Genomic DNA, 25317 nt, shown 5'->3' with positions numbered 1-25317 from the left:
ATCCCATGGCGCGATACGTATTCATCACTGGCGGCGTGGTTTCCTCTCTCGGAAAAGGAATTGCGGCCGCGGCTCTCGGAGCGTTGCTGCAGGCCCGTGGATATCGGGTTCGGCTTCGCAAGCTCGATCCCTATCTGAATGTGGACCCGGGCACGATGAGCCCGACCCAGCACGGCGAGGTCTTCGTCACCGACGACGGCGCGGAAACCGATCTCGATCTTGGCCACTACGAGCGCTTCACAGGCCGTTCGGCGACCAAGACGGACAACATCACCACCGGCCGCATCTACAAGAACATCATCGACAAGGAACGCCGCGGCGACTATCTCGGCGCGACGGTGCAAGTCATTCCGCACGTCACCAACGAGATCAAGGATTTCGTCACCGAGGGCAATAAGGACTACGACTTCGTCATCTGCGAAATCGGCGGCACGGTCGGCGACATCGAGGCGATGCCCTTCATGGAAGCAATCCGCCAGCTCGGCAACGACCTGCCGCGCGGCACCGCCGTCTACGTGCATCTGACGCTGATGCCTTACATTCCGGCCGCCGGCGAGCTCAAGACCAAGCCGACCCAGCATTCGGTGAAGGAGCTGCAGGCGCTTGGCATTCACCCCGATATCCTGCTGGTGCGCGCCGACCGCGAAATTCCGGAAGCCGAGCGCCGCAAGCTCTCGCTGTTCTGCAACGTGCGTCCCTCTGCCGTCATCCAGGCGCTCGATGTGGCCAACATCTACGACGTGCCGATGGCCTACCACAAGGAAGGGCTCGACGACGAAGTGCTCGCCGCCTTCGGCATCGAGCCGGCGCCGAAGCCGCGCCTCGACCAGTGGGAAGAGGTCTGCAACCGCATCCGTACGCCGGAAGGCGAGGTAACGATCGCGATCGTCGGCAAATATACCGGCCTGAAGGATGCCTATAAGTCGCTGATCGAGGCGCTGCATCACGGCGGCATCGCGAATCGGGTCAAGGTCAAGCTCGAATGGATCGAGTCGGAAGTCTTCGAGAAGGAAGATCCCGCGCCTTATCTCGAAAAGGTGCATGGCATCCTGGTGCCCGGTGGCTTCGGCGAGCGCGGCTCCGAGGGCAAGATCCATGCGGCGCGCTTCGCCCGCGAGCGCAAGGTGCCTTATTTCGGCATCTGCTTCGGCATGCAGATGGCCGTCATCGAGGCGGCGCGTAATCTCGCTGATGTGCCGGACGCGTCGTCGACCGAGTTCGGCCCAGCGAAGGAGCCGGTGGTCGGCCTGATGACAGAGTGGGTCAAGGGCAACGAGCTGCAGAAGCGCACGGCGGCCGGCGATCTCGGCGGCACCATGCGCCTCGGCGCCTACAAAGCGGCGCTGAAGAAGGGCACGAAGATCTCGGAGATCTACGGCTCGACGGATATCTCCGAGCGTCATCGCCACCGGTACGAGGTCAATATCGACTACAAGGACCGGCTCGAGAGCTGCGGCCTCGTCTTCTCCGGCATGTCGCCGGATGGCGTGCTGCCGGAGACGATCGAATATCCCGATCATCCCTGGTTCATCGGCGTGCAATATCACCCGGAACTGAAGAGCCGGCCGCTAGATCCGCATCCGCTGTTTGCAAGCTTCATCGAAGCAGCAACCGAGCAGAGCCGTCTCGTCTGACGACTGCGGCGCCAGATCGCGCGGCTATCGCGCGATCTCGTCAATCAGCCATTCTATTTTCAGGCAGCGGTCGGCAGCGGCCCGATATAGACCGAACGCGGGCGGATCAGCCGGCCGTCGAGCGCCTGTTCGCGAGCATGCGCCAGCCACCCCACAGTGCGGCCGATCGCAAAGACGCCGGTGAAGGCCTGGCGCGGGAAGCCGAGCGCTTCGAGCAGCAGCGCGGTATAAAATTCGACATTGACATCGAGCGGCCGGTTGGGTTTGCGTGCCTTCAGGATCGCCAATGCGGCGGCTTCCACCGCCTCGGCGAGTTCGACGCGGGCGCTGTCGACCTGGCCTGACGAGATCAAAGGCGTCAGCGCGCCTTTCAGCGCATCGGCGCGGGGATCGCGGACGCGGTAGATGCGGTGGCCGAAGCCCATCAGCCTTTCGCCGCGATCGAGTGCATCGGCGAGCCATGTGCCGGCATTATCCGGCGTTCCCACCGCATCCAGCATATCGAGGACGGGACCGGGCGCGCCGCCATGCAGCGGCCCATTCAGCGCGCTCAACGCCGCCAGAACCGAAGAGGTGAGGCCAGCCTGCGTCGAGGCGATGACCCGCGATGCGAAGGTCGAGGCGTTGAGCCCATGATCCGATATCGTCACGAGATAGGCGTCGAGTGCCGCCGTCTGCTCCCTGGTCGGCAATCGTCCGATAAGCATGCGCAGGATATCGGCCGCCTGCGGCAGCGAGGCGTCGGGCGCGATCGGTCTCTGCCCGCGCTGCAGCCTGAGAATCGCCGGCAGGAAGACCGCCGGCGCTGCCAGAAGGCTGAGCGCGATGTCGAAATCCTCGCCATCGGGCAGCCGGGCTAACAGTGCCCGCATCGCATCGACCGGCGGCAAGGCGATCAAGGCGGCGTCGGCGGCTTTGATATGGGCGAAAACCTTCGTTCGTGCCTGTGCCAGCCAGTCGCGTAAGAGCGCCTCATCGAAGCTTCGCTCCATCAGGCCGTCGAGCAGCAGTGCAGCGACGCGCTCATAGGTGCCGCCTGCGACCAGATGATCCAGCGATACGCCGCGGATGATCAGTCGACCCGCTTCGCCATCGACATCCGACAGCTGCGTTTCGGCGGCAATGACATCTTCCAGCCCGTTTTTCATGTGGGTTCTCCTTTACGGCTCGAATGATCCGACCTAGTCTTATTGACGTCAATCTTGACGCAATTGATCAATGTGAGGCTGTGATGCCGTGGTTGACCACCCACGAGGCGCTGCAGGCGCTGAAGACCAAACCGCAGACGCTCTACGCCAATGTCAGCCGAGGGCGCATCCGCGCCAAGCCCGATCCCGCCGATCCGCGCCGCAGCCTCTATCACGCTGCCGACGTGCGGCGGCTTGCAGATCGCCATGCCGGCCGCCGCAAGGCCGAAATAGTGGCGGCCGAGACGATCCGCTGGGGCGATCCCGTACTTTCCTCGGCAATCTCCACCGTGACGGGCGGACGCCTTTTCTATCGTGGGAAGGATGTGGCCGGTTTCGCCGAGACGGCGACGCTGGAGCAGACCGCGGCATTGCTGTGGAATGGAGCGGAGACGCCTGCCTCCTCGACCGCGACCACGCATGGCTCTCCATCGCTTCAGGCCGCGTTCCTGGCGCTTGCCGGGCGGGTGACATCGGACCTGCCGTCGCTTGGCCGCTCGCCGGCGGCACTCCGGCGTGAGGCGCACGGAATTCTCGCCACGATCGCAGATGCGTTGGCACCAGGCGCTTCGGACCGGCCGCTGCATCTCAGACTTGCGGCAAGCTGGCAGCGGCCGGAGGCCGGCGAATGCCTGCGTCGCGCGTTGGTGCTGCTTGCCGATCATGAACTCAACGCCTCGGCCTTTGCTGCACGAGTCACGGCCTCATCGGGTGCGGCGCTATCGGCCGCCGTAATTTCCGGCTTGGCGACGCTGACGGGACCGCTGCACGGCGCCGCCTGGCAGAGCGTTGATGCATTGATCGAGGCAGCCTGCGCCCTCGGTCCGGCGCAGGCAATCCGCCGCACCCTTGCCCAGGGCAATCGCTTATCCGCCTTCGGTCATCCGCTTTATCCGGACGGAGATATCAGAGCGTTGGCGCTGCTTTCGCAATTTCCACTGCCACCTGAGTTCGCCGAGGTCAGGGATAGGGGCGAGGAGATCGTCGGGGAAAAGGTCAACGTCGATTTCGCGCTTGCCGCGATGGCGGCAGCCTTCGATCTGCCGAGAGAGGCGCCGATCGTCATTTTTTCGCTTGCACGCTGCACCGGTTGGCTCGCGCATGCGTTGGAGCAGATCGAAAGCGGCGAATTGATCCGGCCACGGGCACGTTATACCGGACCGGCGCCCGATATGAAGAGCAGCACTTGAGGATGCGGGGTTCGCTTTTTTCGCCTATTGAAATATCCGAATTCGGCTATCATGCCTCGTATGGAAGAAGACGGTTGGCGGGCGCTTTCGCAGATGCAGTTCCGCCCGGTCACGGGGGCTTTCCATGAATATAACGTTTCTCAAGCTGTTTGCCGCCGGGCTCGCTGCCGGCCTCATTCCGCAGGGCGCGGTACTCGCGCAATCTGCGGGCTGCGCGATCTCGCGCGATGGCGGCGCCCGCCAGACGCTCAGTTGCCCTGGTGGCGTCAAGGTGACGGCGGAGGCCGGCGCGTCTTTCCAACTCTCCGACCGCAATCGCGACGGCAGTCCCGATTCGGCGTCGCTACGGCGCAAAGCGATCCTCGTCGATGTCGACGGCAGCCAGCATGCGGGTGGTTTCCAGGTGGTGACACCGCAGGCGATCGCTGCCGTGCGCGGCACGCAATGGGCTGTCGACGTCGCGGGCGGCAAGACCTCGGTCCTTGTCGTCAGAGGCAGCGTGGCCGTCCGCCGGCCTGCCGGCGAGCCGGTGGTGTTGTCCCCGGGCGAGGGCGTCGATGTTAGCAGCGGAACCGAACCGCTGGTCGTGCGCCGCTGGCCCGCGCCCCGTGTCGCCGCCCTTCTTGCCCGCTTCGGCCAATAAATGCCATGAGTCATCGCCTGCTGACCATGATCGCGCTGCTGCTGGCCGGTCTTTGGAGCGCGGCGCTCGGCTATCTCAATCTCAATGGCGGGATAGGCTTTCTCGACCGGATGGAGGCCTCGCTCGCCGACATTCGCAGCATCGTCGTCGGAGCGAAGGCGCCGCCTCCCGTCGTCTCGATCGTCGCAATCGACGACCGTACGGCGGCGGCCCACGGCTATCCGCTCGACCGGGCGACACTGGCGCGTCTGGTCAATGCAATCAACGCTTTGAAGCCGAAGGCACTGGCTCTCGACATCCTCCTCATCGATCCGGGACCGGAGGAGGGCGATGCAGCACTGACCGCTGCCCTTGGAGAGGGACCGAGCGTGATTGCGGCGGCGGCCACCTTTGCGCAGAGCCGGCAGCGGGTTACCGACTTGGCAGACGATCCGCTTGCCGCCATCCCTGAAGCAGATCAGCTTCTCTTGCCGCTTCCGCGCTTTGCCAGCGCGGCCGCGGTCGGTGTCGTCAATGTCGCCACCGACCAGACCGGCACGCCTCGTTTCATTCCACTGATCTCGCGCGCCGCAGACCGGTTGGATCCGGCTTTTCCGCTGCGAGCCGCCTCGGTGGCGCTCGGTGTCGATCCCAGCATCGAACGCGATGCGATCATGCTCGGAGCATTGCGCATTCCCACGGATATCGGCCAGCGCCTGCCGGTGACCTTCTATGGCCGGCGCGGCAGCATCGCCACGTCAAGCGCCGCCGATGCGCTTGACGGCAAGCTTGCGGCGGACGCGGTCACCGGCCGCATCGTCGTCATCGGCTCGACCGTCACCGGTGGCGGCGACGTCTTCCCGACGCCCTTCGATCCCGTGATGCCGGGCGTCGAGGTGATGTCGACCGCGATCACCCATCTCGTCACTGGCGACGGCATGGTGCGCAACCACAGGATCAGGCTGATCGATGCCGCCATCGCCGTCGGGCTGGCGATCATGCTGATTTCGCTGACCGCCTGGCGGCGAAGTGCTGCGGGCTACGCAATCATAGTGCTGGTGCTGGTCGTCTGGGCAATGCTCAATCTGGCGGCGTTTGCGCATGGCTATTGGCTGAGTGCCGCCCTGCCGATCGCCGCAGCGTTGCCGCCAGTGCTGATCTTCGGCGCAGCCGAGCTCTGGCTCGACCGCGGCCGCGCCCGCCATTTCGCCGAGCAGAGCGCGCTGCTGCAGCGCATCGAGGCGCCCGGTCTTGGAGAATGGCTGGCGCGCCATCCGAACTTCCTCGCCGCCCCGGTGCGCCAGAACGCGGCCGTCGTCTTCATCGACCTCTCGGGCTTCACCGGCCTCAGCGAAACCCTCGGGCCGGTCAAGGTGAGCGAAATGCTGAGCGGTTTCTTCGAAATCATCGATGAGGAGGCACGGGCCCACGGCGGCGCCATCACCAGCTTCATGGGCGACGGGGCGATGATCCTGTTTGGCCTGCCGGAAGTCGCCGACGACGATGCCGCCCGGGCCATCGCCTGCGCGGTCAGGCTCTGCGAGCGCACCCGCGCCTGGCTTCGGACGCAGGGGGGCTTTGCCGGGAAGAACATCGGTTTCAAGGTTGGCGCCCATTGTGGGCCGATCGTCGCCTCTCGGCTCGGCACCGGCGACAGGCAACAGATCACGGCGGCGGGCGATACGGTGAACGTCGGAAGCCGCCTGATGGAGGTCGCCGCCCGTCATGGCGTCGAGCTGGCGCTCAGCGCCGAAATCGTCGGCGCCGCAGGCCCGGACAGCGTGCTCCTCAAATCAGGCCGGATCGAAGGGCCGCTGGAAACCGAACTGCGCGGCAGGGCAAGCCATATCGATGCCTGGCTGTGGCGCAGCCGCACGCTTTGACAATCGCTGCGGGAGCGGCTAGGAACGGCGCAAATATCCCGCCGGCTGGCTCCGGCCATGGCGCATTTCGCGCCTGAAAGCTCCGAAAGATCGAACTCATGACAGAATTCAACGGCGTCGTTCCGGCGATCGCCAAGGCGTTGCAGAAACGCGGTTACGCCGAACTTACCCCGGTACAGCAGGCGATGCTCGATCCGGCGCTTGCCGCTTCGGACGCACTGGTCTCGGCCCAGACCGGCTCCGGCAAGACTGTCGCCTTCGGATTGGCGCTGGCGCCGACGCTGCTCGACGGCAGCGAACGCTTCGGCAACGCCGGAGCGCCGCTCGCCCTCGTCATCGCGCCGACGCGCGAGCTTGCCCTGCAGGTGAAGCGCGAACTCGAATGGCTTTATGAGATGACCGGTGCGGTGATATCAAGCTGCGTCGGCGGCATGGACATCCGCAGCGAGCGCCGGTCGCTCGAGCGCGGCGCCCATATCGTCGTCGGCACACCCGGCCGGCTCTGCGATCATATCCGCCGCCATGCACTCGACATGTCGGAGCTGAAGGCCGCCGTGCTCGACGAGGCCGACGAGATGCTCGATCTCGGCTTCCGCGAGGATCTGGAATTCATTCTCGACTCGGCGCCGGACGAGCGCCGCACGCTGATGTTTTCGGCGACGGTGCCGGCGGCGATCGCCAAGCTCGCCAAGAGCTACCAGCGCGATGCCGTGCGGATCAGCACCGCGGCCGAGGAGAAGCAGCATGTCGATATCGAATATCGAGCGCTTGTCGTGGCCCCGAGCGACCGCGAGAACGCGATCATCAACGTGTTGCGCTATTACGAGGCGACCAACGCCATCGTGTTCTGTTCGACGCGCGCCGCCGTCAATCATCTGACCGCGCGCTTCAATAACCGCAATTTTTCCGTGGTAGCGCTGTCCGGTGAGCTGACGCAGAACGAGCGCAGCCACGCGCTGCAGGCGATGCGAGACGGGCGCGCCCGCGTCTGCATCGCAACCGACGTCGCCGCCCGCGGCATTGACCTGCCGGGTCTCGACCTCGTCATCCATGCCGACCTGCCGACCAATCCGGAAACGCTGCTGCATCGCAGCGGCCGCACCGGCCGGGCCGGTCGCAAGGGCATCAGCGCCATGATCGTGCCGCTGAATGCCCGGCGCAAGGCGGAACGCCTGCTGGAGAATGCCGGCATTTCGGCGGCCTGGGCGCGGCCGCCGTCGGCCGAGGAGGTGAGCGAACGCGACGACGAGCGGCTGCTTGCCGATCCGATCTTCCACGACGCGCCGCAGGAGGAAGAGCGGGGACTGGTGCAGCAACTGCTTTCCAGCCATGGCGCCGAAAAGCTCGCCGCCGCTTTCCTGCGCCTTTACCGCACCAATCATTCGGCGCCGGAAGATCTGATCGAGGTTACCGTTCAAGACGATCGCAGCCGTAAGCGCCGCGACAATGCCGCCCCCTTCGAGCCGGCGCAAAAGGGACCGCGCGAAGATTTCGGCCCGAGCGTCTGGTTCTCGGTCTCGGTCGGGCGCAAGCAGAATGCCGAGCCGCGCTGGCTGATCCCGATGCTCTGCCGCAACGGCAACGTCACGAAGCGCGAGATCGGCGCGATCAAGATGCAGCCCGAGGAAACCTATGTGGAGATTGCGGCAGCGAGCGCCGAGAGCTTCCTGAACGCCATCGGACCGAACAAGGCGCTCGAACGCGGTATCCGCGTGACGAGGCTTGCCGGCACGCCGGATTTCAGCCGCGCGTCGTCGCCGAAACCTTATGCCGACAAGGCCCGTGACGAACGGCCTGGCGAGGCGTTCCGTGACGAACGGCCGAAGAAAAAGTTCGGCAAGGGTTCGAGCGGCGGCTATGCGGCAGCCGACAATGGCGGCGGAGAACGGCGCGACGCCAAGCCCTGGAGCAAGAAGGCAAGCAAGCCCGGCTACGATGGCGCGAAATTCGACAAGCCCAGATATGACAAGCCCAAATTCGATGGCGGCAAATATGAAGGCAAAGGCGGAGCGAAAGGCAAATTCTCGAAGAAAAAGCCGGGCTGATTTCTATCGCGCAGGATTCTTGACCAGCAGGATCAGATGACGATGAAACACTCCGGCATATTTCGTGTCGATCCGGCCGCCTTCATCAAGGCCAATCTGCCGATAGCGGCGGTCCCGTCTATCCCCGAGATCCTGCTCCACTCGGCCGGGCCTGCGAGCGGCCTCTGGCGGCTTGCCGACCGCGGAGAGGCCGATCCGCCGCCGTACTGGGCCTATCCCTGGGCCGGCGGCGTCGTGCTTGCCCGCCATCTGCTCGACTGCCCGGAAAAGGTCGCCGGCCGCCGCGTCCTCGATCTCGGTGCCGGCTCCGGGCTGGTGGCCATCGCGGCGGCGAAGGCTGGAGCAGCGATGGTGATGGCGGTCGATGTCGATGCCAATGCCATTGCAGCAATCGGTCTCAACGCAGCCATCAACGGCGTGACCATCTCGGCGGTCGCCGCCGATATCCTCGATGCGCCGGCACCGGAAGCGACTGATCTGATCGTGGTCGGCGATCTTTTCTATGATCCCTCGCTTGCCCTGCGTGTATTGGCCTTTTTGCGGCTTTGCCAGGCAAGCGGCATAGAGGTGCTGGTCGGCGATCCCGAGCGAGCCTATTTGCCGGATCGAGAACTCAGGCGAATCTCGACACAGGCGGTTGCGGACTTCGGCGCGACTGCCAGCGGTAGCGCGGTGCAAGCGGGCGTTTTTTCGCTCTCCTGATCGGGAAGAGGCGAGACTATACGAGAAGATCCGGCCGCAGCAGCATGACAGGGCAGTGTGCTCCGGCCGGCAGTTCCGGCGCGTGCGGCGGACGGATAATGAGACAGTCGGCTTGCGCGAACACCTTCATCATCGAGGAATCCTGCTTGCCGAACGGTTCGGCTAGCCAGTTTCCGGCCGCGGACTTCGTAAGTTTCGCTCTGATATAGTCCTGCCGGTGATCATTGGCGCGCAGTGTGACGGCAGCCTCCACCGTCGTCTCACGCCGTACCGGCGGCAGGGAGGCGAGCTTGCGAATCAGTGGCTCGAGGAACAGCAGCGAACAGACGAGGCTTGAAACCGGATTGCCGGGCAGGCCGAGCACATGGGTTTCGCCAAAGCTGCCGACCATCAGCGGTTTGCCGGGGCGCATGGCGATGCGCCAGAAATCGAGCTGCATCCCGGCTTCGATCAGTGTGGCCTGCACCAGATCATGATCGCCGACCGACGCGCCGCCGAGCGTGACGACGACATCGGCCTTGGCATCCCGGGCCTTATCGACCGCTGCGGTGATTTTTGCCTTGTCGTCGGGCACGATGCCGAGATCGAGTACATCGGCGCCAGCTTTGCGGGCCAGGGCTGCGATACCGAAGGTATTGGAGGCGATGATCTGCGAAGGTCCGGGCGTGCTTCCGGGCGGCAGCAATTCGTCGCCGGTTGCCAGGATGGCAATCAGCGGGCGCTTGAGAACCTCGACATCGGGCCGGTTCATGCCGGCCGCGACCGTCAGCCGGGAGAAATCGAGCACGGTGCCGGCAGGCAGCACCGCTTCGCCTTCGGCGAAATCCTGACCGCGGGGGCGCACATGCTGGCCTAGCCGCACCGGGAACCTGGTTCTGATGCCGCCGTCGATCTTCTCCGCATCCTCCTGCAGCAGGACGCTGTCGGCGCCCGGCGGAACAGGCGCGCCGGTGAAGATACGCACGGCCTCTCCCTTGCCCACGCCTCCCTCGAAGCCGTGGCCGGCGGACGACGTGCCGATGACCTTCAGTTCAGCACCCGGCTCCGGTGCGTCCTCGCGGCGCAGCGCATAGCCATCCATGGCCGAGGCATTGAAGGGCGGCTGGGTCAGGCGCGCGGTGAGATCAACGGCCAGCGCGCGGCCCTCAGCCTCGGAAAGCGGCAACGTCTCGGACGCGGCGACGGGCTTTGCGCGGGTGAGCAGGCGGTCCAAAGCGTCGGCGACCGGCAGAAGGTTCATCTTGCCTCCGGATGACGGAAATCGCCTGATTTGCCGCCGGACTTTTCGAGCAGCCTGATGGCGCCGATCTCCATCGCCTTGTCGGCGGCCTTGGCCATGTCATAGATCGTCAGACAAGCGACCGAGACGGCGGTCAGCGCCTCCATCTCAACACCGGTCTTGCCGGTGAGCTTGGCGGTGGCGGTGACGCGCAGGCCGGGCAGGGCGGCATCTTCCTCGATTTCGACCGTGACCTTGGTCAGCATCAGCGGATGGCAGAGCGGGATGAGATCGGCGGTGCGTTTTGCCGCCATGATGCCGGCCAAGCGCGCCGTGCCGATGACATCGCCCTTCTTGGCGTTGCCTTGGCGAATGAGCGCGAGGGTTTCCGGCGCCATCTTCACATGACCCTCGGCAGTGGCGATGCGTACCGTTTCGGCCTTGTCGGAGACATCGACCATATGCGCCTCGCCGGAGGGATCGATATGGGTGAGGCCGGGCTTCGCGCCGCTCATGTCATTCGGCCGCGATGGCGGCTTCGCCGAAGAGCAGCGCGCGGGTGGCCGCCGCCACGTCGTCCTTGCGCATCAGGCTCTCGCCGACAAGGAAGGTATTGATGTCGACGGCCTGCAGGCGCTGGCAATCGGCATGGGTGAAGATGCCGCTTTCTCCGACGAGGAGCCGATCACCGGGGACCATGGAGGCAAGCATCTCGCTGACCGTCAGGCTGACTTCGAAGGTCCGCAGGTTGCGGTTGTTGATGCCGATAAGCGGCGAAGAGAGCTTCAGCGCCCGCTCCATTTCCGGCGCGTCGTGAACCTCGACCAGCACGTCCATGCCGAGCGAAAAAGCTTCGTCCTGCAGGCGCTCTGCATCGTCATCGCTCAGCGACGCCATGATCAGCAGAATGCAATCGGCACCCCAGGCGCGTGCCTCGTGGACCTGATAGGTCTCGAACATGAAATCCTTGCGCAGGGCGGGCAGCGCGCAGGCGGCTCGGGCCGCCGTCAAAAATTCCGGTGCGCCCTGAAAGCTCGGCATGTCGGTCAGCACGGAAAGGCAGGCGGCGCCGCCGGCTTCATAGGCTTTGGCCAGCGCCGGCGGATCGAAGTCCGGGCGGATTAGGCCCTTGGATGGGCTTGCCTTCTTGATCTCGGCAATGAGACCGAACTGGCCAGCCTCACGCTTGGCAAGGAGCGCCCGATGAAATCCGCGAGGCGCTGACTGATCGGCCTGCATCGCCTTCAAATCGGCGAGCGACACCGCGGCTTTGGCGGCGGCTATTTCCTCGCGCTTATAGAGTTCGATCTTTTTCAGGATATCGGTCATCGGCCAATCCTAATCGATATCGTTGGAAACGGCGATGAGTTTGTCGAGGGCCAGCGCCGTGGCGCCGCTATCAAGCGAATGCGCGGCCAGCGCCATGCCGTCGCGGATCGTCTCGGCTTTGCCCGCGATGACGAGCGAAGCGGCCGCATTGGCGAGCGAGACATCGCGATAGGCATTCCTGGCGCCGCCGAGCACTTCGCGAAGCGCTGCGGCATTGGCGACACCATCACCGCCCTTGATGTCGGCGAGCATGCAGGGGCTGACGCCGAAATCGGCGGGCGACAACTCGAAAGTACGGATCTTGCCGTCTTCTAGCGCCGCCACCTTGGTGACGCCGGTCGTGGTGATTTCGTCGAGGCCATCGCCATGCACCACCCAGACGCATTCGGAACCGAGATCGCGCATGACTTCCGCAAGCGGCACCAGCCATTGCGGCGAGAAGACGCCAAGCAGCTGGCGGCGGACGCCGGCTGGGTTGGAAAGCGGCCCGAGCAGGTTGAAGATGGTGCGCGTGCCAAGTTCGACGCGCGAGGGGCCGACGTGGCGCATGGCGGAATGATGCAGCTGGGCGAACATGAAGCCGACCCCGGCATCCGCGATGCAGCGCGTAATGATCTCGGGACCAACATCGATGTTGACGCCGAGAGCTGCCAGATTGTCTGCTGCGCCCGATTTCGAGCTCAGTGCCCGGTTGCCGTGCTTGGCGACGGGCACACCGGCACCGGCGACGATCAGTGCAGCCAGCGTCGAGATATTATAGGTGCCGCTGGCATCGCCGCCGGTGCCGACGATGTCGATGGCATCGGCCGGCGCTTCGACGGTCAGCATTTTCGACCGCATGGTGGTGACGGCGCCGACAATCTCGTCGACGGTTTCGCCACGCACGCGCAGCGCCATCAGGAAGCCGCCGATCTGCGAGGGCGTCGCCTGGCCAGACATCAGGATCTCGAAGGCGGCACGGGCCTCGTCACGCGTCAGCGGCTCGCGGCTTGCGGCCTTGGCCAGGAACGGCTTCAGATCGGTCATAAAACCTCCTAGCGGACCGCCGCCTGTTCGGCGAGCGTCTGGTTGATCGAAGCCCCATACTGTGTCTGCAGCAGGTTGACCATCTGGTCGAGAATATCATCGCCGGCGGCATTGGCCATGGCGGTGAGCTGGGCGTCGCGGTTGTTCAGCACGTCGCCGGTCGGCTGGCTGTTGACCTCGGTGACCTTCATCAGGATCTGCGTCGAGGGATCGGCGCCGACCGCGCTCGCAACCGTATCGACAGGGCCGGAGAAAGCGGCCTTGACAGCGGCGCGTCCGAGAACCGGATCATCGGTGGAGCGTGTGATACCGCTCTTGCTTTCGACGGCAATGCCGAGCGGCGCTGCAATGTCCGCAAGGGCGGTGCCCTTTTGCGCCTGGGCCTTCAATTCATCGGCCTTCTTGGCGAGTTCGGCCTTCTGCTGCTCTGCTGTCCAGTCCTCGACGGCTTTCTCGCGCACCTCTGCAATCGGGCGGTCCCGGTCCGGCGTGATTTCGCGGACGTTGAACCAGACATAGCCGTCATTGCCGATCGGAAGTGGCGAGGCATCGACGCCGACGTCGGTCTTGAAGGCTTCGCCGAGCAGCTGCTGCTTGGCAGGAAGATCCTTGACCTCTTTGCCGTCCTTGTCGGCACCGGTCGCATCGACGGCGTCGACGGTCACCGCCTTGAGCTTCAGCTGACCGGCGATATCCTCGAGCGTCGCGCCGCCGGCGCGCATATCCTCGATACGGTCATGAACATTGATCACTTCCTGAGAAGCGTTGGAAAGCGCCAGCTGCTTGCGGATGTCTTCCTTCACCTCGTCGAAGTTCTTGACCGTTTCCGGCTTGATGTTGGTGATGCGCAGGATGACCGGGCCGAACGAGCCGTCGACGACAGGCGTCGTGCCGCCATCCTTCGACACCGCAAAAGCGGCATCGGCGACGGCCTGGTCGGGAACCTTGTCCTTGGTGAACTCGCCGAGCAGTACGTCGCTTGCCGTCTTGCCCTGGTCGGTGACCAGCTGGTCGAAGCTGGTGCCGCCCTTCAGCGCCGTTTCGGCGGCGGTGGCGAGATCCTTGCTGGTGAAGGTCAGCTGTTCGATCGTCCGGCTTTCCGGCGTGCGATAACTGTCCTTACCCTTCTCGAAAGCTTCGCGGATTTGGTCGTCGGTAACGGTCGCGGCATCGGCGATATCGGCCGGCTGCAGCTTGAGATAGATGAGCTTGCGGTATTCCGGTGCGCGGTAGCGTTGCTTGACGCCTTCGAACCAGCTCGCCAGCACGTCGTCGGCGGGCGCCTTGATCGGCTCGATATTGGCGTTGGTCAGCAAAAGGTAGTCTATGCTGCGGCTTTCATCGCCATAAAGCTTCAGTGCGTCGATCAGCGTCTTCGGCGCGGTAAAGCCGTTGGAAACGGCATCGACGATCTGGCTGCGGACGGCGACCTTGCTTCGCTCCCTGATGTAATCGTCCTGGCGGATGCCCGCATTGCGCAGGCGCGAAACGAACAGCTCGCGATCGAACTGGCCGTTGACAGCCTTGAAGGCCGGGTCGTCGGCAATCAGCTGGGCGAGACGATCCTCGGACAGGCCGAGGTTCATATCTTCGGCGAGCTGGTCGAGCGAGGCGCCGGCAACGAGCTGTGACAGCACCTGCTGCTCAATTCCGAAGGCGCGGGCCTGCTCGGGCGTGAGGCGCATGCCGAACTGCTGGCCGATGCTTGCCACCTGACGCTGATAGGCAAGGTGGAATTCGTTCACCCCCACCTTCTGATCGCCGACGGTCACGACCGTGGTGCTGCTGCCGCCAGATATCAGCTCGCGCGATATGCCCCAGATGCCGAAGGAGGCCACCAGGAGAAGCAGGAGCAGCTTGGCAACCCAGGTCTGAGCAGCTCTTCTCAGAAGATGGAACATGGAAACGCAAACCTCGCAGTATTTATTGACCCGCGCACGGGCAGACATTCGACGTTCCTTAGAACAAAGCCGACAGGAAATGAAGGGTTGTCACGCGAAAAGCTGCGCATGGCCGCAAGGCGTTGATGGCGAACAAAAGATCGGCTGCCGGCGGAACCTTTCAGGCCGCCATTTCGTTGAAGCGGCATCCCATGAAACAGGAGCAGACCATGGCAGAATTGAAAACCGCTTCCGCCGAATCCACCGCTGCGCGCGTCAAGGCGGATATCGCAGCAGACGATCTGTCGGCACAGGTTACGGCACTCCGTGAAGATCTCTCCAGATTGACGGACAGTGTGCGGGCGCTGGGGCAGGGGGCAAAGTCGGTGGTTACGGACGAAGCTTCGCTGATGACGGAACGGCTGCGCGACAAGGTTCGCGAAGAACCGATCATGGCGCTCGCGGTAACGGCAGGCGTAGCCTATCTTTTCGGCCTGCTGAGCCGCCGCTGAACACGGACTTCGGGACAGAAAAGCCGGACGCAAGGCGCGCCCGGCTTTTAGTCATGTCTGCTAGTCATGTCTGCCAGTTATGCAATCAGCGGCGGATGGCGCGGCCGATGAAGATCAGAATGCAGGCACCGATGAAGCCGGTGATCAGGTAACCAAGCCACCCCGCCAACGGCTGGATGTGCAACAGACCCAAGATCCAGTTGGCGACGATCGCGCCGACGATGCCGAGCAATATGTTCATGAGCACGCCCATATTGCTGCTCATGACCTTTTCTGCCAGCCATCCGGCAATGCCGCCGATGATGATGGCCGCAATCCAACCCACGCCTGCGTTTTCCATAGTGATCCCTCCTGGTGAAACAACTCGCAAGAATGCATGAAACAAAGGAAAGTTCCACTCCTGGAGGAACTTAGGGATGCAGCACGGTGACCGGGGTTTCCAGCAGGTACGCGACGAGTTGGAACATTAGGCCACTTAGCGCAAGAATTGCGAAGCCGAAAGGCATGATCAGGCTTTTGCTAAACATTCTCTCCTCTCCCGTTTTGAGTAAAGCATAAGCCGAAGCGCGTGCTACGCAAGGTTATTACTAACAATTGGTTAAGTGAGATATTTAAGTAAAATGATAAATTCCAAGCGTGATCCCGCAGTTGTTCGCGGATATCATTCTGAAAGACACGGATAAATGGTATGTGCCTTCGATTCCCGTCCGGCAATTCTACGTTTCGGAGAGTTTTGGCTGAAGTAATCCGTTTCTCGACGGAACAGGGAGCCATCGGATGCATCAATTCGGCGCAGGTGCTGAGTTATGTCCGGCCGCCGGCGGATTGATTTTGGCTCGGACTGCGTCATTTTTCCGGGGGTTCGTTCAATCAGGGAAAACCTCGATGCCAAAAGCTGCAATCGCTATCGCCTGCTGCCTCTGCCTGCTTACGCTCGCCGGCTGCGGCAATACCGCATACGGGCTGAAGAAGGATGGACAGGAGGCGAGCCACGCAATGGATAATGCGACCAATCGGGTGCTTTCGGCCGGCGCCAAGAAGTAATGGCGGCTGCCGGCGACACGCAGCAAATCTTGCATGAAAAAAGCCCGCCTGGGGTGAGGCGGGCTTAGCATAACAGAGAGAATGGACGGACGAAAACCGTCCGACTGATACAGCATTTCCTTAAGGGGCCGCCGTACGTCATTCGACGTAGCCGCGACCGTTCCGGCAGCGCGTCAGGATCGGGTCAGAAGTTGCCCCAATTCTGAGCGCGGGCACGGGCGCGAATAATCCGGTATTCGCGACCGCCATAGAGCGAACCGATGGTCAGCAGAAGCGTCAGAACGTCCCAGATGATATGCATGTTATCCTCTCAGGTTGGACGGCTCTGCCGTCGATCGGTGAAGGTACAATAGCAATCTTTCGGACCTGCTTATATGACAAGAAATCGGGATGAGCAGGGAAAGGAGCAGGGCGCTTGCGGCGTCTGATAAGACGCGCGGCGCTGTAGGAGCAGCAACGTGAACAAATCAGCCGGCGCTAGCCCATGACGATTTTCTCCGTCCGCCACATCACTTCCTATCGTTACCGCCGGGAGGTCGATTTCGGCGAGCATCGCCTGATGTTCCGGCCGCGCGACAGTTTCGACCAGCGGCTGATCGAGGCGTCGCTGACCACCTATCCGGAGCAAAGTCATGTGCGCTGGATCCACGATGTTTTCGGCAATTGCGTGGCGCTCGTCGATTTTTCCCGGCCGTCGGTGGAGCTTCGTTTCGAAACCTGGATCACACTCGATCATACGCCGCAGCTCGCCCCGGACATTCGGATCGACGAGGCGGCGCTGACCTATCCTTTCTCCTACGACAAGGACGAAATCGCCGATCTCGCGCCGGCGATGCAGCGCCATTATCCCGATTCGGGCGATGAGGTCGGCCGCTGGGCGCGCCAGTTCGTGCGCCTGGGGCACCCGACGGAGACCGGGCACCTGCTGATGACGCTGTGTTATGCCATTCGCGAAAGCTTTGTCTATGCACGCCGCCAGGAACATGGAACGCAAACGCCGCTGCAGACCTTGCACCTTCGCTCCGGCACCTGCCGGGATTTCGCGCTTCTGATGATGGAGGCGGTACGCTCGCTAGGCCTCGCGGCGCGGTTCGTCACCGGCTATGTCTACGTCCCCGACCGGGACGGCTCCACCGTGCTGGGCGGCGGTTCCACCCATGCATGGTGCCAAGTCTATCTTCCCGGGGCCGGCTGGGCCGAGTTCGATCCAACCAACGGCATCGTCGGCAACCGCGACCTTATTCGCGTGGCTGTTGCCCGCGACCCGCGCCAGGCTGTTCCTTTGAGCGGCAGTTACGACGGGCAGGGCTCGGATTTCGAGAACATGACGGTGCAGGTCAACGTGACCACGCGACAGCCGTGGGTTGCCGAGGGGTAATGATGCAGTGGCGGGGCAATGGTGAATTGCCTGGGCCAAGGTGCTTTGCCCGGGAAGGTGCGAGGCATATCGCGGGAACCGGGCGGCGCGATCGACGTTCCATACTCACCTCCGCCCATGCCGGGAGGGACGAGGAAGCCACAATGAAGATTCGCGCCGGGTTTCATCTGGGCTATAAATGCATACAGCCGACGCCGATGCTGCTGGTCCTCAACATTCACCCCTCCCGTCGCGCCGATCTTCTAAGCGAGCAGGTCCTGACATTCGACCGGCCGATCGAGGCGTGGGAATATACCGACAGCTTCGGCAATGCCTGCAGCCGGATCGTCGCTCCGCCGGGGCTGACCACGATTTCCACCGAGTTCGAGATCTATGACACAGGGCAGGCCGACGTCGTCCCCGTCCAGGCCGTGCAGCACGCAATCAAGGATCTGCCCGACGAGGTGCTCGTCTTCCTGCTCGGCAGCCGTTACTGCGACACAGACAGGCTTTCGGATTTCGCCTGGGCGACCTTTTCATCAACGCCGCTCGGCTGGGCGCGCGTGCAGGCGATCTGCGATTTCGTGCATGACCACATCACCTTCGATTATCAGAAGGCCGACGTTCTCAGAACCGCGCATGGGGGCTTCACCGATAAGAGCGGCGTCTGCCGCGACTTCGCCCATCTCGCCATCGCGCTCTGTCGATGCATGAATATTCCTGCAAGGTACTGCACCGGTTATCTCGGCGATATTGGCGTTCCCGCCGATCCGAATCCAATGGATTTCAGTGCGTGGTTCGAGGTCTTTCTCGGCGGGCACTGGCATACGGTCGATGCGCGGCACAACACCCCGCGTATCGGCAGAATTCTGATGGCAACAGGCCGGGATGCGACCGACGTCGCGATTTCGACGGCTTTCGGCCCGGCGATGCTTTCCCGCTTCGAAGTAATCACCGAGGAAGTGCCGTAAGTTGCAGCCACGGACCAACGGCCGCCGTAGGTAGATCTTACGCCTTCTTCAGGAACTCCGTTTTCAGCACGAGGCCTTTGACCTGCTTGGTGTTGCACTCGATCTCGCCAGGATTGTCGGTCAGACGAATGCCTTTGACCAAGGTTCCACGCTTCAGCGTCTCAGAGGTGCCCTTGACCTTGAGGTCTTTGATCAACGTCACGGAATCGCCGTCGTGAAGCTGGGTTCCGTTGCTGTCCTTTACGATAATGTCTTCGGCCATGATGTCCTCGCTTGATGATGCGAGGGGGAAAACACGACGACAGGGGAGAGTCAATCACCGGTCCCGTCCCGTCCCGTCTGATTCTCGTTCTCCTGCCCCCGATCCGCGGCTGAACAGACCTCACGAACACAGCTGCGCAGCCAGCGGTGTGCGGGATCGGCATCCATCCTCGGGTGCCAAAGCAATGAAACCGTGAGCTCCGGAGTTGGAACGGGAAGGGGGAAACTGTGCATTCCCGCTCGCAAGGCTGCCGTGTGCCGTTCAGGAACGCTGGCGACCAGATCCGAGGCGCGGGCGAGCGCCAGCGCCGTGGAAAAGCCGCCGACGATGGTAGCGACCTGCCGTTCCAGCCCGAGCGTATTCAGAGCCTCATCGATCGCTCCTTTGTCGAACCCGCGCCGCGAGACGGCGATATGGCGGCCGGCCGCGTAACGGGAGGGCGTGATCTCATCACCGCAAAGCGGATGGCCTGTGCGCACGACGCCGATGAAGCGGTCGCGGAACAGGGCCTGCGCCCGCACCTCCGGTCCCATCGTCTCGTCGACGACACCAGTTTCCAGATCGACGCTTGCGTCACGCAACGGCGCGCTGTCCTTGTCCGGTTTCTGCATGAAGCGCAGCCGCACGCCAGGCGCTTGCTTGCCGAGGCGAGCGATCAGATCGGGGCCGAAACTCTCGGCAAAACCTTCGCTGGAGCGCAGCGTGAATGTCCGGACGAGCCTGCCGAGATCAAGCGCTTCGCCAGGACGCAGAACCGCCCGAGCATCCTCGACGATGCGGCCGACCCGCTCGCCCAGTTCGAGCGCCCGGGGTGTTGGAACCAGGCCGCGGCCGGCGCGCACCAGCAGCGGATCGCCCGTGGCCTCGCGCAATCGCGCCAGCGCTCGGCTCATGGCCGACGGGCTGAGCCGCAGCCTCTCGGCCGCACGGGCGACGCTGCCTTCGGCGAGCAAGACATCAAGGGTGACGAGCAGGTTGAGGTCAGGAGTCGACATGCATGCGGTATAACATAATTTCCAAGTGATATGGCGCCAGACGCATGAATGAAGTGCAAATGCTGCGCATTCCGCCAGGCCAGTTGCGGGACTAGGGTTCGATGGCTCCTTTTCCAGGAGGGTGAACATGGAGGTCCTGTTGAAGCCGATCATTGCAGAACAGGGCGAGGCATTCGCCGAACGCCCCTATTCCGTCCGCTGGGGACTCGCCAGTCTTTGCCTCTCCATGCTCTTGCCGTCACTCGGCACCAGCATCGCCAACATTGGTCTGCCGGCCCTGGCGCAGGCATTCGGCGGCTCCTTCCAGGAGGTGCAGTGGATCGTGCTGGCCTATCTTCTTGCCATCACCACCCTGATCGTCAGCGTCGGGCGGCTTGGCGACATGACTGGCCGCAGGCGGCTTCTGCTCATTGGCATCCTGCTGTTTACGCTGGCCTCCGTCCTCTGCGGGTTTGCGCCCGCGCTCTGGCCGATGATCGCCGCGCGGGCGCTGCAGGGACTTGGCGCGGCCATCATGATGGCCCTCACCATGGCTTTTGTCGGCGAAACGGTGCCGAAGGCTAGGACGGGCAGCGCCATGGGGCTGCTCGCAACCATGTCGGCGATCGGCACCGCTCTCGGCCCGTCGCTGGGCGGCGCTCTGATTGCCGGGTTCGGCTGGCGGGCGATCTTTCTCGTCACCGTGCCGCTCGGCATCGTTGCCTTCACTCTCGCCTATCGTTTTCTGCCTCCTGACGTCAACATGGGGAAAACGGTGCCCGCCGGCTTCGACACGGCAGGCACTTTGCTGCTCGCCCTGGCGCTCTCGGCCTATGCGCTTGCGATGACGACCGGGCGGGGCAGCTTTGGATTGCTGAATCTCTCCCTGTTGGCGGCAGCTTTTTTCGGGGCCGGTCTCTTCGTCCTCGCCGAGAGGAAAGCCGCTTCCCCGCTGATCCGGGCGGCGGTGTTTCGCAATCCGGTGCTGAGCGCCAGCCTGGTCATGAACGCGCTCGTCTCGACGGTGATGATGGCAACGCTGGTGGTCGGCCCGTTTTATCTCTCCCGTGCGCTCGGGCTCAGCGAGGCCACCGTTGGCGCCGTGATGTCGATCGGCCCCGTCATCTCCATCCTTGCTGGAGTCCCGGCCGGCCGCCTGGTCGATCGTCTGGACACGCCATTCGTGATCGCCACAGGCCTCGTCGCCATGGCGGCCGGCGCCATCGCACTTGCCGTGCTTCCCGGAATGGCCGGCTACATCGCCGCCATCGCCATACTGACGCCCGGCTATCAGCTGTTCCAGGCGGCCAACAACACCGCCGTCATGGCGGATGTCGGCCCTGACCAGCGCGGCGTCATCTCGGGCGCGCTCAACCTGTCGCGCAATCTCGGGCTGATTACCGGCGCCTCCGTCATGGGTGCGGTATTCGCGCGAGCATCGGGAACACCGGATGTCGCCGCGGCAGGGCCCGAGGCCATTCACTCAGGGATGCAGATCACCTTTGCCGTCGCAGCCGTGGCGATCGCCGCGGCAGTCGCCATCTTTGCCGTGACTTACCGCCGCGGCCGCTGAAGCAGGGCTCCGTCGCGACTGAGACCAAGGTCCGATCCGACCCGGACTTCTTGCCGATACCAAATCCTCGGTCGCTGCAATAGGTTTTCGCGATGGAACGAATTTGCGGAGTTTAGCGGTGACCAAAATCTTCGTTGTGGGGATGATACTGACGCCGGTTGTTTTCTGGGGTTCCATCGGTGCGCTGATATACTCGATGCTGTCGTGAACGGAGGTTTTCTGACCGAGCGTGCTGATCAGCTCGGGAGCCGAGCCCTTGTTCATCGGCTCGGAACAAGCCCGTCAAGCAGGAAGCCCAGACCTTTCCTGAAAACGCCGTCCCAGTCATTGTCCAACAGCAGACGAGCACGCTCGATCGTCGGGTATTCTGCGCTGAGACGAGCAAGACGCTGCTGCCCGGCGAACATGTCTTCGTCCGAAAGGTCGAAGTTCTCACGAGTGATGGTCGTGCCCATAACATAATTCCAGAGCGACCATATCGCACCGTTCAAATCCGCCCGCAGGTAAAGCTTCAAGAGGGCGTGCATTACCTCCTGTCGCTCCTGCTCTAGATCCTTGTACGAACACCTGAATCTCTTTTCCATCATTCCCTCGTATCCGGCTGTCAATTGTCAAGCTCGGCAGGGTCAACAAACTCCATGCCCTTTCGGCTAGTGTCCGTCGTCCAGCGATTTACCTTTCGGACAAACCCCCAAACATCGGCGCCACTTGGATAAACGTAGCCTTCCTTCGAAGGGTCTGAGCCCATCGCGCCGAACATCTGTGATAGCCAAAGATCTTTTCGCGCGCTTACCTGGAGGTCGAGAAGCCAGCTCTCAAGCTCTCCATTTCGAACAGTGAAAAGACCATAGCTGTCCAGTTGATCGAAGAAGTCATTGGCAGTTGCTAACTCCGCGCCGGTCAGCATGCCTACTCCCCCGTCAGTTTTGTAATTGCCGCCTTTAGCGCACAACAGCGCTCGTACTTGACGGCGAGTCTCGATTAATCCGGGACGAAGGCCCGAAGGCACGCCCGCCGCAGCAAGGTATCTCAGAGCGACCTTACCGTCTTCCTTGATCCAATCGATGTCTAAAACGAGCGCTGCAGGGATACCCACATTGCGAAGCACACGGGCTATGTGCGTCGCCTCCTGTTTGTTGTGAGCATTAAGGAAGGTCGTGTGTCGAATGCCGCCAGCGTCGTAAAGGTTGATCCTCGTATTGATCTCGTCGTAGAAGGAGCGGTCGCTATCAGCCTCGACTACAACCGCGCTCTCGTAAAAAAGGGCGTTGATTACGCCTACGGATTTCAGAAGTGGGTCCTGCATCATCTTCGCGAGGTCTCCTGACGGGAGGAGTCGCGCGGTTGCAGCGCCGGTTTTGTAGGTAAGGCGCACGATGTCCACTGGTACACCGACAGACATGCAGCCCATAAGGAAATTGGGGCTGTGCGTCGAAACGAACATCTGCTTTTTTGCAATGTGCCGCGTCACCTCTCTGCCGAGCAACTGCGCTAACGCGGGATGCAAGAACGCCTCCGGCTCATCCATGAAAAGGATGTCGTGCACGCCCGCGAGAACTTCGGTTATTATGCCGACAAAAGCTTTCGTGCCATCTGAGGCGTTTTCAATTCTCGATGTGCCCTCGAAAAAGGTAATAGCTTCATCGGTGAACGACCGTTCAAGTTCCGGGGTGGGTTTACTGTCTGAAAAAGCGTAATGCAAGAAGCCCATATCAGTGGGATCGATCACTAAGAACCTGCCGAATGCATCGTGAATGATATCCGAAACGGAGTCTCGGACTGGGTCATCCTTGAATAGAGCAGCGATAGTTGTTTGAGGTAATTCCCTCAGATTCGGTGCTTTGGCATTGCTCGTCAAACCTAACCTATTCTCGCCTCCCAAATTTAGTAGGAAGTGGCGTAGGAAGATATTGTGGACGTATTGGCTATAACGGCCTGCGCCTACATTAAGGGCCCTTCGCAAACTATCAAGGCTGACTTCGTGACTGTTTCCGCGCGACCCAAGCCTAATATTCACAGAATCCGAGGATTGGTAACTTTTATCCCAAAGAAGATCTATTTTCGTTGCAATTTCGTCCTCCTCTAAAAGCGTGTAATCAATCTCCGTGAAAATCGTGTTTTGTGCTATTCCGGTTGCAAGAAATCGGTGTACCTCACGAAGGGACGCGCTTTTGCCGCCATTGTTAGGGCCGATAAAAACAGTGACGCTCTGAGGGTTAAGGTGCAGCGGCGGGGCATGTGGTCCTTCACCCGCCCTAAAAACCAATTTATTCACTTTCATAATGAGGTAATTGCCTTTGAAACCATGGATTTGCCCGCCGAACCGACATGCGCGTAAAGCTGGTTGGAATCTTGCTGTACTTGATCCTTGGAAGACAAGATTGGGCCAGAGCTAGGCGCATGAAGATTTTCACGAAGATAGCCTCACCTTTCCATAAGACGAAACCAATCTCGAACGGTGAGGCGCAACCGCAATTCCTCATCTTCTGCTAGCGGACAACAATGGGCGATTGGGTTCCGAAGTGCATTGAGGCTCGCGAACACCTTTTCCACAGCCTTCTTGCTATTGAAAATGGAACCAAAGATTCCCCAGTTCGAAGTGATGATCACCGACAGTTCGCCGAAGGTAGTGTAGTCTAGCTCGTCGTCAGACCGCCTGCTAACGCCTGCGTCCATCTCTTTCTTCACCCGCTGGTCCACCTCATTTCGTATTGTCTCAGGGACTTTGCCCCTCCACCAGTTGCCGATCGTCGTATCGCCTCGAAAGTTTCAGTGACCAGACGACGGATCGACTTCTCGAGGCTATAAAAAACCTCGTAGTGCCTTGCCATCTTTGCACCCTCGGCGCGCAAATCGGCCTCCAGCTGTGGGTAGTACTCGCGTTCGACTTCTTCGGATGGTACCGGCAGATGTCCAAGCCGAATATCGAAATGTCGCTCCAGACTGGATAAGTCTTCAGCGAGCATCTGATTTGTCATGTCGAACGCCTTGATCTTCCCAATGATCTCACTAACGGCCATTTAGAAGATGCTCCCGGAGACTTCGGAATATTGCGTTGAACACTGCCTGATCGGCTGTAGCGGGTAGATTCAGATTGATTGTATATGACAAATTTAGGCCAAGGCTCTGATTCTCAGAGGTACCCGTGGGTATGGACAACGGTGTCGGTCGGTCGCTCTCTTCCACTAGATCAAGCGATCGGGATTGCGCGTTGAAATCCGCTAAGTCGCGAAGATTTCTGAACGTCGACACGGTCAGCCGGGCAACACTACTATCAGTCGCAGCCCCTGTGACTTGGCATATCAGCGAATGAAGTTCTCGATCACCAAGATCGTAGCAGTACTCGTTCGCTTCAAATAGCTCCCGATAACCAAGTCTGACCGCTTCGGCGATTGCTGCTGCAGCTGTCTGTGCATTCCTGAATTTGTGATAGATGCCAGACGGTGAACCGTCAGAATTTACGAAACCGATTTTTTTCAAGAAAGGCGGAATGCTGGCGCCCGTTCCACCTTTCATTTGAAGCCGAGTTTGCACGAAATCGTGGGTGACTCGCTCAGGTGTTGCTGCAGCCCTAATCCTGTCGAGTGCAGTCTTGATGGTGCCTGGAGAGGATAAATAAGGAAGGTTGACTGGCATTGCACGGCTCCGAGAGGAGATTGTCATTATCTCGAAGGCTCTCAATCTTATTTGATTCGAGCAAGTAGGTGTGCGCTCACGATTCAGCCGTGTCCACGTTCATCGAGAGAATGCGAAGGGTGACGCCCTCTGTCTCAAGCTGCTTGGCGATGGCCAAAAGGTCGGCGGTCGAACGCGCCAAGCGGTCGGGCTTCGTGACGATGAGCGTGTCACCCTCGCGAACGTAGTCGAGCATTCGCTCGAGTTCGGGGCGCTTGGTGGCTCAGGGCTC

24 protein-coding genes and 2 pseudogenes are annotated in these 25317 nt (G+C 61.8%); 11 read left to right on the top strand and 15 right to left on the bottom strand.

Annotated features, from left to right (window positions below):
- Window positions 1-5 precede the first annotated feature (5 nt).
- Window positions 6-1634, top strand: coding sequence for a CTP synthase (locus NMA58_RS09925; protein ID WP_004673124.1), 1629 nt, complete (start codon window positions 6-8; stop codon window positions 1632-1634).
- Window positions 1635-1693: 59 nt separating this feature from the next.
- Here the strand turns inward: NMA58_RS09925 and NMA58_RS09920 are convergent, their stop codons facing one another.
- On the bottom strand, window positions 1694-2782 hold the full coding sequence (locus tag NMA58_RS09920; protein ID WP_434713183.1) for a citrate synthase/methylcitrate synthase: 1089 nt from the start codon (window positions 2780-2782) through the stop codon (window positions 1694-1696).
- A gap of 83 nt (window positions 2783-2865) precedes the next feature.
- Between NMA58_RS09920 and NMA58_RS09915 the strand changes: the two genes are divergently transcribed.
- The 5 genes from NMA58_RS09915 to NMA58_RS09895 all read left to right on the top strand — a co-directional run bounded on the left by NMA58_RS09915 (window position 2866) and on the right by NMA58_RS09895 (window position 9263).
- The gene (locus NMA58_RS09915) at window positions 2866-4011 is read left to right on the top strand and encodes a citrate synthase (RefSeq protein ID WP_434713182.1); all 1146 of its coding nucleotides are present in this window, start codon (window positions 2866-2868) and stop codon (window positions 4009-4011) included.
- Between the two features lie 124 nt (window positions 4012-4135).
- The gene (locus tag NMA58_RS09910; RefSeq protein WP_434713181.1) at window positions 4136-4654 is read left to right on the top strand and encodes a FecR domain-containing protein; all 519 of its coding nucleotides are present in this window, start codon (window positions 4136-4138) and stop codon (window positions 4652-4654) included.
- 5 nt (window positions 4655-4659) lie between these two features.
- Window positions 4660-6516, top strand: a complete 1857-nt coding sequence (locus NMA58_RS09905; RefSeq protein WP_434713180.1) for a CHASE2 domain-containing protein — start codon at window positions 4660-4662, stop codon at window positions 6514-6516.
- A gap of 98 nt (window positions 6517-6614) precedes the next feature.
- Window positions 6615-8561 carry a DEAD/DEAH box helicase gene (locus NMA58_RS09900; RefSeq protein ID WP_430960825.1) on the top strand — a complete coding sequence of 649 codons (1947 nt, stop codon included), beginning with the start codon at window positions 6615-6617 and terminating at the stop codon, window positions 8559-8561.
- A 42-nt stretch (window positions 8562-8603) separates the two neighbouring features.
- The gene (locus NMA58_RS09895) at window positions 8604-9263 is read left to right on the top strand and encodes a class I SAM-dependent methyltransferase (RefSeq protein WP_434713401.1); all 660 of its coding nucleotides are present in this window, start codon (window positions 8604-8606) and stop codon (window positions 9261-9263) included.
- A 16-nt stretch (window positions 9264-9279) separates the two neighbouring features.
- Here the strand turns inward: NMA58_RS09895 and NMA58_RS09890 are convergent, their stop codons facing one another.
- From NMA58_RS09890 to NMA58_RS09870, 5 genes are read right to left on the bottom strand one after another with little or no spacing between them, the layout of a single operon-like run.
- Window positions 9280-10503 carry a molybdopterin molybdotransferase MoeA gene (locus NMA58_RS09890; protein WP_434713178.1) on the bottom strand — a complete coding sequence of 408 codons (1224 nt, stop codon included), beginning with the start codon at window positions 10501-10503 and terminating at the stop codon, window positions 9280-9282.
- The gene (gene moaC / locus NMA58_RS09885) at window positions 10500-10997 is read right to left on the bottom strand and encodes a cyclic pyranopterin monophosphate synthase MoaC (protein WP_097599343.1); all 498 of its coding nucleotides are present in this window, start codon (window positions 10995-10997) and stop codon (window positions 10500-10502) included. The genes NMA58_RS09890 and moaC overlap by 4 nt, the downstream gene beginning before the upstream one ends.
- A gap of 1 nt (window position 10998) precedes the next feature.
- Complete coding sequence (trpC, locus tag NMA58_RS09880) at window positions 10999-11811, bottom strand: indole-3-glycerol phosphate synthase TrpC (protein WP_434713177.1); 813 nt, start codon at window positions 11809-11811, stop codon at window positions 10999-11001.
- A gap of 9 nt (window positions 11812-11820) precedes the next feature.
- Window positions 11821-12837 carry an anthranilate phosphoribosyltransferase gene (gene trpD / locus NMA58_RS09875; protein ID WP_434713176.1) on the bottom strand — a complete coding sequence of 339 codons (1017 nt, stop codon included), beginning with the start codon at window positions 12835-12837 and terminating at the stop codon, window positions 11821-11823.
- 8 nt (window positions 12838-12845) lie between these two features.
- Window positions 12846-14738: a SurA N-terminal domain-containing protein gene (locus tag NMA58_RS09870; protein ID WP_434713400.1), complete on the bottom strand. Its 1893-nt coding sequence runs from the start codon at window positions 14736-14738 to the stop codon at window positions 12846-12848.
- Window positions 14739-14947: 209 nt separating this feature from the next.
- Between NMA58_RS09870 and NMA58_RS09865 the strand changes: the two genes are divergently transcribed.
- The gene (locus tag NMA58_RS09865; RefSeq protein WP_085780070.1) at window positions 14948-15229 is read left to right on the top strand and encodes a hypothetical protein; all 282 of its coding nucleotides are present in this window, start codon (window positions 14948-14950) and stop codon (window positions 15227-15229) included.
- An 85-nt stretch (window positions 15230-15314) separates the two neighbouring features.
- On the opposite strand, the gene NMA58_RS09860 is transcribed toward NMA58_RS09865, so the two are convergent.
- Window positions 15315-15569, bottom strand: a complete 255-nt coding sequence (locus NMA58_RS09860; RefSeq protein WP_064802691.1) for a GlsB/YeaQ/YmgE family stress response membrane protein — start codon at window positions 15567-15569, stop codon at window positions 15315-15317.
- A gap of 545 nt (window positions 15570-16114) precedes the next feature.
- Here NMA58_RS09860 and NMA58_RS09855 point away from each other — a divergent pair.
- The 3 genes from NMA58_RS09855 (at window position 16115) to NMA58_RS09845 (ending at window position 18601) form a co-directional block, all read left to right on the top strand.
- Window positions 16115-16273: an entericidin gene (locus NMA58_RS09855; RefSeq protein ID WP_434713174.1), complete on the top strand. Its 159-nt coding sequence runs from the start codon at window positions 16115-16117 to the stop codon at window positions 16271-16273.
- A 484-nt stretch (window positions 16274-16757) separates the two neighbouring features.
- Window positions 16758-17651, top strand: a complete 894-nt coding sequence (locus tag NMA58_RS09850; RefSeq protein WP_434713173.1) for a transglutaminase family protein — start codon at window positions 16758-16760, stop codon at window positions 17649-17651.
- Window positions 17652-17794: 143 nt separating this feature from the next.
- Window positions 17795-18601, top strand: a complete 807-nt coding sequence (locus NMA58_RS09845; protein ID WP_434713172.1) for a transglutaminase-like domain-containing protein — start codon at window positions 17795-17797, stop codon at window positions 18599-18601.
- Window positions 18602-18638: 37 nt separating this feature from the next.
- Here the strand turns inward: NMA58_RS09845 and NMA58_RS09840 are convergent, their stop codons facing one another.
- Together NMA58_RS09840 and NMA58_RS09835 are read right to left on the bottom strand one after the other, a co-directional pair.
- On the bottom strand, window positions 18639-18863 hold the full coding sequence (locus tag NMA58_RS09840) for an alkylphosphonate utilization protein (RefSeq protein ID WP_184459645.1): 225 nt from the start codon (window positions 18861-18863) through the stop codon (window positions 18639-18641).
- A gap of 50 nt (window positions 18864-18913) precedes the next feature.
- Window positions 18914-19858, bottom strand: coding sequence for a LysR family transcriptional regulator (locus NMA58_RS09835; RefSeq protein ID WP_430960833.1), 945 nt, complete (start codon window positions 19856-19858; stop codon window positions 18914-18916).
- Window positions 19859-19985: 127 nt separating this feature from the next.
- On the opposite strand from NMA58_RS09835, the gene NMA58_RS09830 reads away from it, so the two are divergent.
- Window positions 19986-21410 carry an MFS transporter gene (locus tag NMA58_RS09830; protein WP_434713171.1) on the top strand — a complete coding sequence of 475 codons (1425 nt, stop codon included), beginning with the start codon at window positions 19986-19988 and terminating at the stop codon, window positions 21408-21410.
- Between the two features lie 260 nt (window positions 21411-21670).
- Here NMA58_RS09830 and NMA58_RS09825 read toward each other — a convergent pair.
- The 6 genes and pseudogenes from NMA58_RS09825 to NMA58_RS09800 form a co-directional block, all read right to left on the bottom strand.
- Window positions 21671-21907: pseudogene (locus NMA58_RS09825) on the bottom strand (TetR family transcriptional regulator); the annotation flags it as partial.
- Between the two features lie 107 nt (window positions 21908-22014).
- Window positions 22015-23691 (bottom strand): ATP-dependent nuclease, encoded by a 1677-nt coding sequence (locus tag NMA58_RS09820; RefSeq protein ID WP_434713169.1) that lies wholly within the window; start codon window positions 23689-23691, stop codon window positions 22015-22017.
- A gap of 143 nt (window positions 23692-23834) precedes the next feature.
- Window positions 23835-24098 (bottom strand): Swt1 family HEPN domain-containing protein, encoded by a 264-nt coding sequence (locus NMA58_RS09815; protein WP_434713168.1) that lies wholly within the window; start codon window positions 24096-24098, stop codon window positions 23835-23837.
- Window positions 24095-24430: a hypothetical protein gene (locus tag NMA58_RS09810; RefSeq protein ID WP_434713167.1), complete on the bottom strand. Its 336-nt coding sequence runs from the start codon at window positions 24428-24430 to the stop codon at window positions 24095-24097. Before NMA58_RS09810 ends, NMA58_RS09815 begins: the two co-directional genes overlap by 4 nt.
- Window positions 24420-25046: a DUF5343 domain-containing protein gene (locus NMA58_RS09805; RefSeq protein ID WP_434713165.1), complete on the bottom strand. Its 627-nt coding sequence runs from the start codon at window positions 25044-25046 to the stop codon at window positions 24420-24422. The genes NMA58_RS09810 and NMA58_RS09805 overlap by 11 nt, the downstream gene beginning before the upstream one ends.
- Before the next feature lie 85 nt (window positions 25047-25131).
- Window positions 25132-25305 (bottom strand): annotated as a pseudogene (locus tag NMA58_RS09800) (recombinase family protein); the annotation flags it as partial.
- Window positions 25306-25317 lie beyond the last annotated feature (12 nt).

This window comes from Rhizobium sp. YTUHZ045, assembly GCF_051124255.1.
Classification (GTDB): domain Bacteria; phylum Pseudomonadota; class Alphaproteobacteria; order Rhizobiales; family Rhizobiaceae; genus Rhizobium.
This window is presented reverse-complemented; position numbering and strand designations above follow the sequence as displayed.